Genomic DNA, 14,418 nt, shown 5'->3' with positions numbered 1-14,418 from the left:
AATCATGGACCCGTTCGTGTTCATCACCGTCGTCACGCTCGTTGCCGGAGCGGGCGGCACGGGGTTGGGCGGCATCGTGGGCGCGCTGTTCAGAAGCGAATCGAACCGCACCGTGAGCCTGCTGCTGTCGTTCGCAGGCGGCATCATGCTCTCCATCGTATGCTTCGACCTGCTCACCGAATCCGTCGAAGCGGCGGAGACGTTCACCAGCCAGGCCGTGCTCGTTGCGGCGGGGGCCGTCATCGCGGGCGTGGCCGTGGTGTACGGGCTGAACCTGGCCATCGACCGGCGCACGCGGCACGAGGTGCCCCATGTGGCGAGGAAGTCGCACCCCAAAACGCACGACGACCTCGACGAGCTCATCCATGCCGACCACTTGGCCGAGCACCGCAAGCGCGATGACTCGAAGATGGCCCTGTTCGTGGCCGGCATCGTCATGGCCTGCGCCATCGCGCTGCACAACGTGCCCGAGGGCATGACCATCGGCGCGAGCTTCGTGGCATCGGACAACCTGCTGCTGGGCACCGGCATGATCATGGCCGTGCTCATTGGCCTGCACAACATCCCCGAGGGCATGGCCGTGTCGGTTCCGCTCATCAACGGCGGCATGTCGCGCGTGCGCGCCGTCGCAGCCACGGCTGCATGCGGCCTCCCCACCGTGCTGGGCGCGTGGCTTGGTTACTGGCTGGGCGACATCGGGCCCCTGGGGCTGTCGCTGTCGCTCGGCTTCGCGAGCGGCGCCATGCTGTACGTGGTGTTCGGCGAGATCATCCCGCAGTCAGTGCTCATGTACCGCAGCAAGCTGCCCACGTTCTTCGTCATCGTGGGCATCCTGCTGGGACTGCTCATCATCTACTACTAGGCGCCTGCGGGCACGCAAATCACCCTGCCGCCGCCGCGGTACCTCCGTGATCGAGTTTGCGCTACGACTCTGCTCGCGAGAGTTCCTTGAGCCGCTATCGTACCACGGTCGCGTCACACCGCCGCGAGCGCCTGGTCGACGTCCGCGATCAGGTCCTCGGTGGCCTCGATGCCGCACGAGAGGCGGATGAGGTCGGGCGTGATGCCGGCGGCGGCCAGCTCGGCGTCGTTCATCTGGCGATGCGTGGCGTTGGCCGGGTGCAGCACGCAGGTGCGCGCGTCGGCCACGTGCGTGGCGATCTGCGCCAGCTTGAGGTTGGCCATGAACGCCTCGGCCGCCGCGCGCCCGCCGGCCACGCCGAAGCTCACCACGCCGCTCGCGCCGCCGGGCAGGTACTTCTGCGCCAGCTCGTGCTGGGAGTCGCCCGGCAGGCCGGGGTAGCGCACCCAGGCCACCTTCGGGTGCGCGGCCAGGTGCTCGGCCAGCGCCAGGCCGTTCTTGTTGTGCTGCGCCATGCGCAGGTGCAGGCTCTCGAGCCCCAGGTTGATGAGGTAGGCGCTCTGCGGCGACTGCGAGCAGCCGAAGTCGCGCATGAGCTGGGCCGTGGCCTTCGTGATGAACGCACCTTCCAGCCCGAAGCGCTCGGCGTAGGTCACGCCGTGGTAGCTCTCGTCGGGTTGCGTGAGGCCCGGGAACTTCTCGGCATGCGCAAGCCAGTCGAAGCGGCCGCCATCCACGATGGCCCCGCCCACGCTCGCGCCGTGACCGTCCATGTACTTGGTGGTGGAGTGCGTGACGATATCGGCACCCCATTCGATGGGGCGGCAGTTCACCGGCGTGGGGAACGTGTTGTCCACGATGAGCGGCACGCCGTTCGTGTGGGCCGCCTGCGCGAAGCGCTCGATGTCGAGCACGGCGAGCGCCGGGTTCGCGACGGTCTCGCCGAACACGGCCTTCGTGTTGGGGCGGAACGCGGCCTCCAGCTCCTCGTCCGTGCAATCGGGCGCGACGAACGTGCACTCGAGGCCCATGCGGCGCATGGTGTTGGCCAGCAGGTTGTACGTGCCGCCGTAGAGGGCGGAGCTCGCCACCACGTGGTCGCCGCAGCCCGCGATGTTGAACACGGCGAAGAAGTTAGCCGCCTGGCCCGACGACGTGAGCATGGCCGCCGTGCCGCCCTCGAGCTCGGCGATCTTCGCCGCCACGGCGTCGTTCGTGGGGTTGGCGAGGCGCGTGTAGAAGTAGCCGGACTCCTCGAGGTCGAACAGGCGGCCCATGTGCTCGCTCGTGTCGAATTTCCAGGTGGTGGACTGGTAGATGGGAATCTGGCGCGGCTCGCCGTCGCCGGGACGGTAGCCGCCCTGCACGCAGGTGGTTCCGATGCTCTCGCTCATGGGGGCTCCTTGGAGGATCAGGGGGTGGTTTGTGTCCGGATCATTATAGAGGCGTCAGCGATTTTTCCGGTAGTGCCCAGTTTCCGATACTTCGTCATCTGTTAAAGAGATAATTCAGCTATCGATATCGAACTTAGCGTACCGTCGCATAAAGAACGCCGCGAAGGGTACGCGGGTACTCAAACGCCTGGATGTTTCACGTGAGACATCCAGGCGTTCTTAGCAACAGCGGGGTTGCCGGCTCTCGCTCTACCAGCCCTTGCCCTCGGGCACGATGCTGTCGGGCACGAGCCCGGCCCCCACCTCGCCGATCACGCGGTCGAGCACGTCGAGCGCGCGGTCCAGCTGCTCGCGCTCGATGACGAGCGGCGGCTGGAAGCGCAGCACCGATTCCGCCATGCAGATGATGACCACGCCCTCCTCGAACGCGCGGTACACCACCTTGAGCGCGTCGAGCGCGCACTTCTCGCCCGTCTCCGGGCGCACGATGTCGATGCCCAGATTGAGCCCGATGCCGTGCACGCCGCCCACGATAGCGTGGCGGGCGGCCATGTCCTCGAAGCGCTCCTTTGCGTAGGCGCCCAGCTCGGCGCCGCGCTCGAGCAGCCCCTCGCGCTCGATGACGTCGATGGTGGCGAGCGCCGCTGCGCAGCACACGGGGTTGCCGCTGGTGGTGAAGATGTGCGCCGGGAAGCTCAGGCTGTCCATGATGTCGGCCTTGCCCACGATGGCCGACAGCGGCAGGCCGCTGGCCAGCGACTTCCCCACCGACATGAGGTCGGGTTCCACGCCGAACTGCTCGATGCCCCACCACTTCCCCGTGCGTCCCATGCCCTGGTTGATCTCGTCCACGGCGAACAGGATGCCGTTCTCGCGGCAGAACGCGGTGAGCGCGTCCACGTAGGCCTGCGGTGGCACGATGATGCCGGCGTCGCCCGCGATGGGCTCCATCACGACGCAGGCTATCTCGTCGGCCGGCAGGTACGTCTCGCACATCTCACGCAGCGGGCGCATGAAGTGCTCCGCCTGCTCCGGCTCGCTCAAGTGCCCCACGCCCGCGCTCTGCACGTCCGGGTACGGGATGTGGTAGATGCCCGGCAGCATGGGCCCCATCTTGCGGCGCATCCCCAGGCTGAGGGCCGAGAGCGTCATCGAGCCGTAGGTGGAGCCGTGGTAGGCGCCCAGGAACGACACCACGTAGGGCCGTCCCGTGTAGGCGCGCGCGAACTTGATGATGGCGTCGTTGGCGTCGGAGCCCGACGTGCCGAACACCACCTTCTTCGGCGTGTCGCCCGGCGCGATGGCGGCCAGCTTCTCCACCAGCTCCACCTCGGGCGCGTGGTAGAAGTAGGCCGGCGAGCACTGGATGACCTTCTGCGCCTGCCCGCAGATGGCCTCCACCACCGCCGGGTGCGAGTGGCCCACGTTGGCCGACGTGGCCGCCGCCAGCAGGTCGATGTACTCGTTGCCCTCCACGTCGTAGAGCAGCGCGCCGCGTGCGTGATCCACCACCAGGTCGTAGTAGGGAATGCGCGCCGTGGGACCCATGCAGGCGCGGTCGCGCTCCACGTACTCCTGCGTGCGGGCGGGGTTTTCGCTTGCCTCTGCCATCTTCGCCTCCCTCGCCTTAGCGCGTGATCCCGCGGGCGCGGTCGATGCGCCAGCGGATCATCTGCACGATGACCACCACGATGAACAGCGCGCCGAAGTAGCCCACGAACGGGTAGATCAGGTTCACCAGCATGCCGAACGGCAGCTGCCCGCCCATGAAGATGACGGCGCACAGAAGCGCGATGAGGAACTGGTACTTGCGCTTGTCCTGCTTCTCGTCGACGAACTGGTTGGCCACCGTCCACACCATGGGCACGGCCGTGTTGTAGATCTCGGCCAGCAGGATGACGGCGAACAACAGGCCCACGACCGGCGAGATCTGCTGCGCCAGGAACAGCACAGGCACCTCGTACTGCACAGCCTCGCCGAACACCGACAGCAGCGCCAGGTTCAAAAGGAGCGCGCACACGCCGAGCGCCGCGCCGCCGAGGGCGCCGCCGAGAACGGCCTCCTTGCGCGAGCGCGCGCCGGTGCCCATCTCGGACATGAACGGCACGCCGGCCAGGATGTTGTATGCCACGTACATGAACGCGCCGAGTGCGAACCACGCGCTGCCGGAGCCCACGCCGTACACCACGCTGTCGCCTGCGGCCTCCACGGCCGCGTTGGAATCGGCCAGCCCGCCGCCATGCACGACGAGCGTGTAGACGGCCAAGATGATGAGGAACGCGATGGTCACGGGCCCAATGGAGCCGAGGATGTCCACGATGCGCTTGAGGCCGAAGAGCGCGCTCAGCAGCACGATGGCCGCCATGAGGCCGCTGCCCACGATCTGCGGCACGCCGAAGTACTGGTTGAGCGTCGCGCCCGCGCCCGACACCATGATGATGCCCACGAGGAAGCAGAACAGGATGGTGAACCACTCCAGGAACGTGCCCAGGTACTTGCCGCAGAAGTAGCGGAACGCCGAGAAGTCGCTTGCCCCCTTGTGCTTGAAACCGTAGCCCAGAAGCACGCCGCTCATGCCCGCGAACAGCAGGATGGCGATGACGCACCCGATGATGCCGTTCGTTCCGTACGCGGCGAAGAACTGCATGGCCTCCTGCCCCGAGGCGAATCCCGATCCGATCAACGTGGCGATGACCGCGCCGGCGAACTTGACGACCGTGACCGGACGCACCGCCGGCGCCTTCTGCTCTGACGCCATAAAAACCTTCCTCTCCTTGCCTGAACCCCTTTTGCTTTTTGCCCTGAAGATTCTAGTACAAGATACCCGACCGCGCGAGCGCGCGATCAGGCACGACGAGATTCCCATTGCCCTCCTGCCCTTTGCACGCCCCGTTCCCTGCGCCTCGTCGCGCGTGGCGGCGATAACGCGCTACCGATAATTCAGATAGGCGGGTCATCTGCACAAAAGGTATCATGGTACGAACATTCCAGGTGCCCCGACACGGAAGGCGAGGCCTGCCATGCCTATCAAAATACCCGACGCATTGCCCGCAACCGACGTCCTCGAAGGCGAGAACATCTTCGTGATGACCGAGTTCCGCGCCATGCACCAGGACATCCGCCCCCTGAAGGTGCTGCTGCTCAACCTCATGCCCACGAAGATCGTCACCGAGACGCAGATCATGCGCAAGCTGTCCAACACGCCGCTCCAGATAGAGGTGAGCCTGCTGCAAACGGCCAGCCACGAGTCCAAAAACGTGTCCGAGCAGCATCTGGAAACGTTCTACACCACGTTCGACGAGATCAAGGACCAGCATTTCGACGGCATGATCATCACCGGCGCACCCGTCGAGCTGTTGGACTTCGAGGACGTGGACTACTGGGACGAGCTTGCGGAGATCATGGCATGGTCCGCCACGAACGTGCACTCCACGCTGCACATCTGCTGGGGCGCGCAGGCGGGCATCTACTACCATTACGGCATTCCCAAGTACGAGCTGCCAGAGAAGCTGTTCGGCGTGTTCGAGCACGAGGTGGTGAAGCCATCGTCGCCGCTCGTGCGCGGCTTCAACGACTTCTTCAGGGCGCCCCACTCGCGCTACACCGAGGTTCATGCGTCCGACATCGAGGCGCATCCCGACCTGGAGCTCATCGCCGTGTCCGACGAGGCTGGCGTCTATATTGCCAAGAGCACGGACAGCCGCCACTTCTTCGTGTTCGGCCACCCCGAGTACGATGCCGGCACGCTTATGGTGGAGTACGAGCGCGACATCGCAAAGGGCCTGGACATGCCCCTGCCGTGCCACTACTTCCCGAACGACGATCCCGCACAGGCTCCCCGCGCCACCTGGCGCGCCCACGCGCAGCTGCTCTACACGAACTGGCTGAACTACTACGTGTACCAGACCACGCCCTACGATTTGGCGAAAGTAGGCACCGAGGAGGACGGCAACCGTGGCTGACGAACGCGAGCCGCAACCCCGCTACCGCGTGCGACCGGTGACGACGCCGGTCGCGCCTGCGGCACCCGCGACGCCGGAACTCGCCAGCGACCCTTTCCTGCGCCCCGAAGCCGAGGACGATGACGGCTACGACCCCTACTCCGACCGCCCGGCGGACCCGGAGCCAACGTACCAGGAAGATCCGTGGCGGTAACTACGCATAATTTTACGTAATATATTTTGCATCTATATTTGTAAAATTATACGCATTCATGTTATACTGACCACAATGAAAGCCGGACCGAGGAGGACGCCATGCCTATCAGCGTCACCGCGACGGAAGTCGCCCGCAACTTCAACGGCGTGATGGAGAAGGCCCGGGCGGCAGGAAGCGTAACCGTCATCAAGAACAGCCACCCCATCGCCCAGATCATACCGATCGACGAGGTGAAGGAGGAAGCTATGGAAAGCAAAGCCGTGCAACTAGGAAAAGAGTTCATCGACGAATATGCCGACGTGTTCGCCGAGCTTGCAAAATGAACGCGCATTGGGAATATCTCACACACGAAGACGTGAGAGCGATCCACTCGTATCTGATCGCAATGTTCGGAGGTCTCGACGGACTTCGAGACGAAGGACTTTTCGATGCCGCTATAGAGCAACCTCGGCAAACCTTCGACGGTGCTGACCTCTATCCATCGGCAGCCGAAAAAGCTGCCCGTTATGCTTATGGCATCGTTAACAACCATCCTCTTGCCGACGGCAACAAACGCACAGGTGGTGCTTGCGTAGGCATGTTTCTCAGGCTAAACGATATCAAGTTCAAACCGCGCCACGACGAGCTTTTGAGAACGGTTTATGGAGTAGCCGACGGTACCGTCGGCTACGAAGAGCTGGTTTCCTGGATCGAGGAACAGCTTTAGTCGACGACCCGACGCTTTCCCCAGAAAGCGTCGTGAGCGCTTAGCAACCGTTCCAGCCGATGAACGTTTCCGCGTCCAGTTCCTCGAAGCTGTCGATGACGACGTCGGCGTTTGCCCGCAGTTCCTCGTGGGTGCCGGCATCGTCGCGGTCGTAGATGCCGACAGTGCGGTAGCCGGCGTCGCGCAGGGTGCGCAGGGCGTAGGCAGAATCCTCGAAACCCCAGGTCGTATCCAAAGGCGTGTCCATGAGGCGTCTCGCATGGTCGTACACCTTCGGCTCGCGCTTCGAGGACGCCACGTCATCCACCGAGACGATCAGGCTCACATACGGCGAGAAGCCCGCCCGCTCGAGGCCCGCTTGCAGGTACTTCTGCGGGCTGGACGAGGCCACGCTCACCCGCACGCCGCGCTCCACAAGGGCGCTCACGAAGGCCAAGGCGCCGGAACGCTCGTGCGCGCGGTTGCGGTAGTAGTCCAGCATGAGCTCGTCCATCATGCGCACGACATCGTCTGCAGCGGCGCCCAAACCGAACCGGTCATGGAAGAATGCACCCGCCTCGGGAATGTTGAGCGTGGTGAGCTCGTCCTTGTCCGCATCCGTCAGTGTCGCGCCTGCACGGCGCGCCAGCTCGTCCTCCACTTCGCGCCACACGTCCATCGAATCGAGCAGCGTGCCGTCGCAGTCGAAGATGACGCCGATACGTCCAGGTTCCATGATGCCTCCCGAGATGCGGGGCCGGGCCCCGTCGCGTTTTTCGTCGCGTGCCAGCTTAGCAGATGGCCCCGTCCGCGCGGCAAAGGCATCGGGTGAATTTGCAGAACCTTTACGGCTCGCGCGACCTGGGAACCTGCGCCACGCCCCGCCCGCAACGCACGCAGGGCTCGCGGTTCGCGCATGGCTCTCGCAACCTGCACGGCTCGCCGTAGCGGGCGCGACGCGCTAGAGAAACCGCTCCTCGAACTGCTCGATGGGCTGCGGACGGCCGATGCGGTAGCCCTGCGCGCGGGTGCAGCCGGCTTCCCGCAGGGCGCGGTACTGCTGATCGGTCTCAATGCCCTCGGCCACCGTAGCTATGCCCAGCTCGTCGCACAGGCTCACGAGGCTGCAGATAACCTGCATGGTGCGCTTCTCGGTGCCCAGGCCCCACACGAGCGATTTGTCTATCTTCAACACGTCGAACTCCAGCTGAATGAACAGCTGGAAGTTGGCGTTGTCCACGCCGAAGTCGTCGATGGACACGCGGAACCCCCGGTCGCGCAGCTCGTCCGCCACCGAGCGCAGCAGCGCCTCGTTCTCCTCGCGTGCGGACTCGGTGATCTCCAGCTCGATGAGCGACCGGTCGATGCCGTGCGACGCCACCGCGGCCGCCACGCGCTCGACGAAGCCCTCCTCGCCGATGGTGCGACGCGAGAAGTTCACCGCCAGCGGCACCGTCGGCCGTCCCTCCCGCTGCCAGCGCGCCACCGTCTCGCACGCCTTCGACAGCGCGAAGAAGTCGATGGCCGCTATCTCGCCCATATCCTCCAGCGCGGGGATGAACGACGCAGGCAGCGCCTGCATGCCGCGTTCGCGGTCGCAGTAGCGGATGAGCGCCTCGGCTCCCACGATCTCGCCCGTTCTGCCGGAGGCCTGCGGCATCAGGTGGATGGTCAGCAGGCCCGCCTCTGCGGCCTCCTGCGCGCCGCCCGGCCTAAGCAGGCTGCTCACGGCCGCGTCCGATGCCAGGTCGACGCCCAGATCGACGGCGCGGTGACGGCCGCGCTTCGCGCTGCGCATACGGTCGCCGGCCACGTCCAGCAAGCTGGTGGTGCTTGTGCACGTCTCGTGCCACGCCGGGCCGAGCGATGCGGGAATGCCCTCGTCGTGGAACTGCTGCGCAGCGCGTTCGGCCAGTTCGGCAAAGCGGTTGTAGTCGACGGACGTCGACACGGCGCAGAACTCGTCGTCGCCGATGCGGTACACGGCGTCGCCGAACACCTCCCGGAGGCAGGACGCTATACGGCACAGCATCTCGTCGCCAGCAGAATGCCCCTGCTCGCGGTTGACGACGGCCAGTCGATCGGCGTCCACCAGCACGAAGCCGATGCGCCCGAACGTGCCCCTATCGAAATCGCGGTAAAATGCCGCACGCGAATGGGCGCAGGTCAAAGAGTCGTTCCAAGTCAACTCGGCCACCTGGCGCTGGGCGATCTCACGCTTCATGCGGGCAGACACGAAGCTCGCGAACGCAACGAGCGGCGACTTCACCACCCCGAGCTCGCCGACGCGGCGGGGATTGTCGACGCCCAAATAGCCCGCGAACGTACCGTCTATCTCGATCGGGGCCGCCACGAGGGAGGCGATGTCCTGGCTTTTCAGCACCTCGTACTCGGCGGCGCGCCCCAAGGACGGAAGCTGGTCGACATCCTCGATGATCACGGCCTCGCCCGCGTCGAAGCGCTTGACCCATTCGTCAATGAGGCTTACGGGCAGATCCTGCAGGAACCGCCGCTGCGGCGCGACGCCCAGGCCGCACCACTCGTGCGTGTTCGACATGCGGTCGCCCTCGCGCTTGAAGACGTAGGCGCGATCGGCCTCGAGGAACGTTCCCAAGATGCACAGCGCATCGTTGAGGGCGATCTCGAGCGTGCTCCCTCCCTCGAGCACCCGGATGCAGTCGACGACCATGGAGCCGGCGTTCGCCAGGAATTTGAACGACTCGCTCTCGCGCTGCCGCTCCGTCATGTCGAAGGCTATCTCCAGGCGCGCCGGCCGCCCATCCCAGTCCACGAGGCGATCGCGCAGCAGGTAATGGCGCCTGCTCACCGGGTTCGTGAACTCCCATTCGAAGAAGGACTCGCCGGACAGCCTATCGTTTGTGCAGAACGGGCACGGCTCGTCGCGTCCCTGCAGCACCTGGTAGCACAGGCGCTCGCCGCCCACCGCATCGACGCCGTAGAGGCGGCGGCCCTCCTCGTTGAGGTAGAGCAGCCGGTGGGTTTCCATGTCGCAGACATAGATGAGCTCGGAGAGCCCATCGAGCATGGTATGGAGGACGTCTTGCCGCAAATCCATCTCCCTCGCTAGCATCGGGTCGGGCGTGTTGCCTGCCCGCGCGCGGCGCAACGGGAAGAGAGAACGCGCTGCCTGCCATTATAGAAGCAGGCGTTTACCGTTGCCAGAGGGGTGGTGAAAAGACGAAGCCCAGCGCGGCGCAGCGAGCCCTTCGGCGTGCCCGAACCACGGGCATGACCAAACCGCCGACGTTTCCGAAGCCCGCTGCGCCTATCGGTGCCTACCCTTGCTGCACCAGGTTGCGGGCGCGGGCGCTCGAGCGCTCCAGCTGCTCGGAGGCGGTGCGCAGCACGGCCACGTCGGCCTCGTCCACCTTGTCCACCTTCTTGGACAGGAGCTTGCGGACGGCGGCCACGTCGGCCTTGATCTGCTTCTTCTCGTCCTTCTCCAGCTGCTTGCCCTTCTGTGCGAGCGCTTGGTCGGCCTCGTTCGCCAACCGCTGCGCCTCCTCGCGGGCCAGCATGGCGTCGCGGCGCGCCTCGTCCTGCTCGGCGTACTGCTCGGCATCGCGGATGGCGCGGTCCACCTCGTCGTCGGACATACGGCCCGAGTCGTCGATGGTGATGGACTGCTGCTTGCCGGTGTCCAGGTCCTTCGCCGACACGGTGAGGATGCCGTTCGCGTCGATGTCGAACGTCACCTCGATCTGCGGCACGCCGGCAGGCGCCCGCTTGATGCCCTTGAGGCGGAACGTGCCGATGGCCTTGTTGTCGGCGGCCATGGGGCGCTCGCCCTGCAGCACCTTCACCTCCACGCTCGTCTGGAACGCCGCGGCCGTGGAGAACACCTGCGAGTAGTGCACCGGCAGCGTGGTGTTGCGTTCCACGAGGCGGGTGGCCACGCCGCCCACCGTCTCGATGGACAGGCTCAAGGGGGTCACGTCCAGCAGCAGCAGGCTGTTCGCCCGCACGAGCCCCGTCGACGCACCGGCGAGCGTGGCAGCTTGGATGGCAGCCCCGGTGGCCACGCACTCGTCGGGGTTGATGGAGGCCGACGGCTCCTGGCCCGTGAGCTTGCGCACGTGCGCCTGCACGGCCGGCACACGCGTGGAGCCGCCCACCAGCAGCACGCAGCCCAGTTCCGAGGCCGCGATGCCCGCATCGTTGAGCGCCGTCTGCACGGGCGCGGTCGTGCGCTCCACCAGGTCGCGCGTCATGTCGTCGAACGCGGCGCGCGTGACGGTGGCGTCGAGGTGCAAGGGGCCGCCCGCGTTCTGCGCGAGGAAGGGCAGGTTCACGTGTGCGGAGTCGAGTGACGACAGCTCCTTCTTCGCCTGCTCGGCCGCCTCGCGCACGCGCTGCACGGCCATCGGGTTGCGGCGCAGGTCCTCGCCGTGCTCGCGCTGGAAGGTGTCCAGCAGGTAGTTCGCCACGCGCTCGTCGAAGTCGTCGCCGCCCAGGTGGTTGTCGCCGGAGGTGGCCAGCACCTCGATGACGCCGTCGCCTATCTCGATGATGGACACGTCGAACGTGCCGCCGCCCAGGTCGTACACCATCACCTTCTGCGGCGTGCCGTTGTCCAGTCCGTAGGCCAGCGCCGCGGCCGTGGGCTCGTTGATGATGCGGAGCACGTCGAGACCGGCGATCTTGCCGGCGTCCTTCGTGGCCTGGCGCTGCGCGTCGTCGAAGTACGCGGGCACGGTAATGACGGCCTGCGTGACGTCCTGGCCGAGGAACGCCTCGGCGTCGCGGCGGAGCTTCCGCAGGATCATAGCCGAAAGCTCCTGCGGCGTGAACGCCTTGCCGTCGATGCTCGCCCTCCAGTCGCTCCCCATGCGGCGCTTCACGGACGAGATGGTGCGGTCGGGGTTCACGGCCGCCTGCCGGCTGGCGATGGCGCCCACCAGGCGCTCGCCGTCCTTCGAGAACGCCACCACGCTCGGCGTGGTGCGCTCGCCCTCCGCGTTCGGCACGATGGCGGGCCGCCCGCCCTCCACCGTTGCCGCGCAGCTGTTCGTGGTTCCCAGATCGATGCCTATCGTCGCTGTCATGCTTCGCTTCCTTTCAACCAGTGTGACAAAGGTGAGACAAGGGGACGGGGATGATGTCTCGTTCCCGGGAGCCTCGCCGCCGCCGAGCGTGTCGGGGGAACGAGACATCATCCCCGTCCCCTTGTCTCACCCTAGAACCCAAACGGCACGCACATGCGGCAGAGGGCCGGCCCGCAGCACCAGATGCCGCAGCAGAGGGTCATGGGGTCGATGCCCATGCTGAATCCCTGCGCCTGCCCCTCCTGCTGATACGTTTGCCCGGCCTGCTGGAACTGGCGCTGGGCACGTTGGTAGTCCGGATTGTTCGGGTCCAGGCGCACGGCGCGTCGTATCTGCTCCAGCGCCATGAGCGAGTTGCCGGCGCCGTCGTTGGCCAGGGCGCTCAGGTAGTACCAGCGCGCGTTGCGACCGTCGCTCGTCACGGCGTTCAGCTGGTCGATGGCCTGCTGGAACCGGCCGGCGTTGATGGCGTCGATCACGCTGCGGATAACGGGCCCGTCGGCGGCCGACGCCTCGGGATGGATGGGCCCGCGGGCGGCGCCGCCCGGGCCGCCGAAACCGAACAGGTCGTCGAAGTCGAAGCCGAAGCCGCCCGTCCATCCGTAAGGGCCCTCGGAGCCGTAGGGGTTCTGGCCGGAGCCGCCGGCACCGCCCGAACCCGCCGCGCCGCCCGCGCCGTAGCCGGCGCTCGGGTTGCTCGCCGCCGCGCGCCGGTCGCGCGCCGCGTACTTCTCCGGGTTCACGATGCGGTCGTACGCCTCGTTGATCTTGTTCATGCGCTCGGCGGCGGCCGCATCGTTCGGGTTCAGGTCGGGATGGTTCTCGCGCGCCTTCTTGCGGTACGCCTTCTTCACCTCGTCGAGCGAGGCGTCGCGGCTCACTCCCAACACGTCGTAGGGGTTCTCAACCACGATGCGCCTCCTGGTGTTCTTCTTGCACGTGCTTCGTTTCCTTCGCTTGCTTCGTCCGTTTCGCTTCCTTCGCGCAGTACTTCTGCCATACGCCCGCGTACAGCACGCTGCGCAGCACGCGCGCATCGCGTTCGAGCGGCAGCCTCTCGAACGCCGCAGCGGCATCGGCCGCCAGCAGCTCCAAGTCCTCGCGCACCTCCTGCGGCTGCGCATCCAGCGCCACGAGCGGGTTGTAGCTGCCCGAGGCCCGGTCGTCCTCCATGTCCAGCGCCGCGTCCATGACATACACGAGCTTCCCCAGCTTGGCTCCCAGGCTGCGCAGGCCCGCGGCCCAGAAGTCGTCGCGCCAGGCGAACACCTCGCCCAGCAGCGTGCCGAACCGGTTGGCCGCCGCGTCGGGCGGAGGCGCCGCGGCCGCGTCGCCGGCCGAGGCCGCCGCCGCTGCGGCCTCCTCCAAGCGCCCGATGTCGGCCAGGCCCTCCTCGATGGCCGCGCACGCCCGCGGATGGCGTTCGCCCACCGCGCGGTACGCCTTCCCCAGCAGGGAGGCGTAGGCGCGCGCCCAGCCGCTGCGGTCGTCGCGCCAGTCGTCCAGGCACTTGTGGTACACCAGCGCCACGGTCATGTCGGCCGCGTAGTCGATGCAGTCCGAGCCCAGGTACGCGTGCGGGCGCACCGGGTGAGGCGCACAGCGCCTGCTGCCCTGCCGCTCGTCCAGCTCGTAGAGCGAGCCCAGCAGCAGCGCCAAGAACGTCATGTCGTAGATGAGCGCCACCCGGCAGCGCTGGCCGCACCGCTCTCCCAGCGCGCGGCACACGCCGCAGTACGCCGCATGGTAGCGCTCGCGCTCCTCCTGCGACAGATCCTCCATGCGGGGCATCACGTAGCCGAACATGCTAGCGCCCCAGCTTCGCGGCGAAGGCGTTGAGTGCCCGGAACCCGGCGAGGATGGTCTCGAACGTCTCCGGCGGCTCGTTCTCGAACGCCGCGCCGTAGCGGCGCTTGATGTCGGCATCGATGCGCGCCAGCAGCTCCCGGCCCTCGTCGGTGGCGCGCAGCTCGAAGGCGCGACGGTCGCGGTCGCTGCGGCGGCGCTCCACCAGCCCCCGCTCCTCCAGCTTGTGGCACACGCTGGAGAAGTTCGTGCGCAAGATGCCCGCACGCTCGCTGAGCTGGGTTGACGTCTGGCCCGGCGTGCCCACCAGCTCCAGCAGCACATGCATCTGCTGCAGCGTCAGCCCGTTTTGCTGGCACACGGGGGCCACCGTGTCGTGCAGCAGCTTCTGCATGTCGCAGGCCACGCCGAAGAACGCGTGCTTGAACTCGTTGAGGTCCACCGCCG

14 protein-coding genes are annotated in these 14,418 nt (G+C 66.5%); 5 read left to right on the top strand and 9 right to left on the bottom strand.

The window, feature by feature from the left end:
- The first annotated feature begins 4 nt into the window (after positions 1 to 4).
- On the top strand, positions 5 to 862 hold the full coding sequence (locus K9U15_RS02575; protein ID WP_096227412.1) for a ZIP family metal transporter: 858 nt from the start codon (positions 5 to 7) through the stop codon (positions 860 to 862).
- 113 nt (positions 863 to 975) lie between these two features.
- Here the strand turns inward: K9U15_RS02575 and K9U15_RS02570 are convergent, their stop codons facing one another.
- From K9U15_RS02570 to K9U15_RS02560, 3 genes are all read right to left on the bottom strand, one after another.
- A complete protein-coding gene (locus tag K9U15_RS02570; protein ID WP_301155543.1) occupies positions 976 to 2,256 on the bottom strand; it encodes an O-acetylhomoserine aminocarboxypropyltransferase/cysteine synthase family protein in 1,281 nt (426 codons plus the stop codon).
- 249 nt (positions 2,257 to 2,505) lie between these two features.
- Positions 2,506 to 3,867 carry an aspartate aminotransferase family protein gene (locus K9U15_RS02565; RefSeq protein WP_123672793.1) on the bottom strand — a complete coding sequence of 454 codons (1,362 nt, stop codon included), beginning with the start codon at positions 3,865 to 3,867 and terminating at the stop codon, positions 2,506 to 2,508.
- Positions 3,868 to 3,883: 16 nt separating this feature from the next.
- Positions 3,884 to 5,014 carry a hypothetical protein gene (locus K9U15_RS02560; protein WP_123672795.1) on the bottom strand — a complete coding sequence of 377 codons (1,131 nt, stop codon included), beginning with the start codon at positions 5,012 to 5,014 and terminating at the stop codon, positions 3,884 to 3,886.
- A gap of 262 nt (positions 5,015 to 5,276) precedes the next feature.
- On the opposite strand from K9U15_RS02560, the gene metA reads away from it, so the two are divergent.
- The 4 genes from metA to K9U15_RS02540 all read left to right on the top strand — a co-directional run bounded on the left by metA (position 5,277) and on the right by K9U15_RS02540 (position 7,120).
- Positions 5,277 to 6,218 (top strand): homoserine O-succinyltransferase, encoded by a 942-nt coding sequence (gene metA / locus K9U15_RS02555; RefSeq protein ID WP_123672797.1) that lies wholly within the window; start codon positions 5,277 to 5,279, stop codon positions 6,216 to 6,218.
- Positions 6,211 to 6,411 carry a hypothetical protein gene (locus tag K9U15_RS02550; RefSeq protein WP_096227418.1) on the top strand — a complete coding sequence of 67 codons (201 nt, stop codon included), beginning with the start codon at positions 6,211 to 6,213 and terminating at the stop codon, positions 6,409 to 6,411. The genes metA and K9U15_RS02550 overlap by 8 nt, the downstream gene beginning before the upstream one ends.
- Positions 6,412 to 6,512: 101 nt before the next feature.
- Entirely contained in the window at positions 6,513 to 6,737 is a 225-nt protein-coding gene (locus K9U15_RS02545) for a type II toxin-antitoxin system prevent-host-death family antitoxin (protein WP_123672799.1), read from the top strand.
- Positions 6,734 to 7,120, top strand: a complete 387-nt coding sequence (locus K9U15_RS02540) for a type II toxin-antitoxin system death-on-curing family toxin (RefSeq protein WP_123672801.1) — start codon at positions 6,734 to 6,736, stop codon at positions 7,118 to 7,120. The genes K9U15_RS02545 and K9U15_RS02540 overlap by 4 nt, the downstream gene beginning before the upstream one ends.
- Positions 7,121 to 7,160: 40 nt before the next feature.
- Here K9U15_RS02540 and K9U15_RS02535 read toward each other — a convergent pair whose 3' ends face one another.
- The 6 genes from K9U15_RS02535 to K9U15_RS02510 form a co-directional block, all read right to left on the bottom strand.
- Positions 7,161 to 7,835, bottom strand: coding sequence for an HAD family phosphatase (locus K9U15_RS02535; RefSeq protein WP_154269986.1), 675 nt, complete (start codon positions 7,833 to 7,835; stop codon positions 7,161 to 7,163).
- A gap of 225 nt (positions 7,836 to 8,060) precedes the next feature.
- The gene (locus K9U15_RS02530) at positions 8,061 to 10,169 is read right to left on the bottom strand and encodes a sensor domain-containing phosphodiesterase (RefSeq protein WP_301155542.1); all 2,109 of its coding nucleotides are present in this window, start codon (positions 10,167 to 10,169) and stop codon (positions 8,061 to 8,063) included.
- Positions 10,170 to 10,395: 226 nt separating this feature from the next.
- Positions 10,396 to 12,165 (bottom strand): molecular chaperone DnaK, encoded by a 1,770-nt coding sequence (dnaK, locus tag K9U15_RS02525; protein ID WP_123672805.1) that lies wholly within the window; start codon positions 12,163 to 12,165, stop codon positions 10,396 to 10,398.
- A gap of 131 nt (positions 12,166 to 12,296) precedes the next feature.
- Positions 12,297 to 13,076 carry a DnaJ domain-containing protein gene (locus K9U15_RS02520; protein ID WP_278805973.1) on the bottom strand — a complete coding sequence of 260 codons (780 nt, stop codon included), beginning with the start codon at positions 13,074 to 13,076 and terminating at the stop codon, positions 12,297 to 12,299.
- The gene (locus K9U15_RS02515; protein ID WP_123672808.1) at positions 13,069 to 13,971 is read right to left on the bottom strand and encodes a DUF5685 family protein; all 903 of its coding nucleotides are present in this window, start codon (positions 13,969 to 13,971) and stop codon (positions 13,069 to 13,071) included. Before K9U15_RS02515 ends, K9U15_RS02520 begins: the two co-directional genes overlap by 8 nt.
- A gap of 1 nt (position 13,972) precedes the next feature.
- Complete coding sequence (locus K9U15_RS02510; protein ID WP_224767917.1) at positions 13,973 to 14,413, bottom strand: MarR family winged helix-turn-helix transcriptional regulator; 441 nt, start codon at positions 14,411 to 14,413, stop codon at positions 13,973 to 13,975.
- Between the last annotated feature and the right edge of the window lie 5 nt (positions 14,414 to 14,418).

Source organism: Gordonibacter sp. RACS_AR68 (assembly GCF_030418485.1).
GTDB classification, from domain to species: Bacteria; Actinomycetota; Coriobacteriia; order Coriobacteriales; family Eggerthellaceae; genus Gordonibacter; species Gordonibacter urolithinfaciens.
The sequence above is the reverse complement of the archived record's forward strand: the minus strand, read 5'-3'. Positions and strand labels throughout refer to the sequence as shown.

Coding starts and splice junctions, on each gene's coding strand:
- K9U15_RS02575 (WP_096227412.1), top strand. CDS start 5: ATGGACCCGTTCGTGTTCATCACCGTCGTCACGCTCGTTGCCGGAGCG.
- K9U15_RS02570 (WP_301155543.1), bottom strand. CDS start 2,256: ATGAGCGAGAGCATCGGAACCACCTGCGTGCAGGGCGGCTACCGTCCC.
- K9U15_RS02565 (WP_123672793.1), bottom strand. CDS start 3,867: ATGGCAGAGGCAAGCGAAAACCCCGCCCGCACGCAGGAGTACGTGGAG.
- K9U15_RS02560 (WP_123672795.1), bottom strand. CDS start 5,014: ATGGCGTCAGAGCAGAAGGCGCCGGCGGTGCGTCCGGTCACGGTCGTC.
- metA (WP_123672797.1), top strand. CDS start 5,277: ATGCCTATCAAAATACCCGACGCATTGCCCGCAACCGACGTCCTCGAA.
- K9U15_RS02545 (WP_123672799.1), top strand. CDS start 6,513: ATGCCTATCAGCGTCACCGCGACGGAAGTCGCCCGCAACTTCAACGGC.
- K9U15_RS02540 (WP_123672801.1), top strand. CDS start 6,734: ATGAACGCGCATTGGGAATATCTCACACACGAAGACGTGAGAGCGATC.
- K9U15_RS02535 (WP_154269986.1), bottom strand. CDS start 7,835: ATGGAACCTGGACGTATCGGCGTCATCTTCGACTGCGACGGCACGCTG.
- dnaK (WP_123672805.1), bottom strand. CDS start 12,165: ATGACAGCGACGATAGGCATCGATCTGGGAACCACGAACAGCTGCGCG.
- K9U15_RS02515 (WP_123672808.1), bottom strand. CDS start 13,971: ATGTTCGGCTACGTGATGCCCCGCATGGAGGATCTGTCGCAGGAGGAG.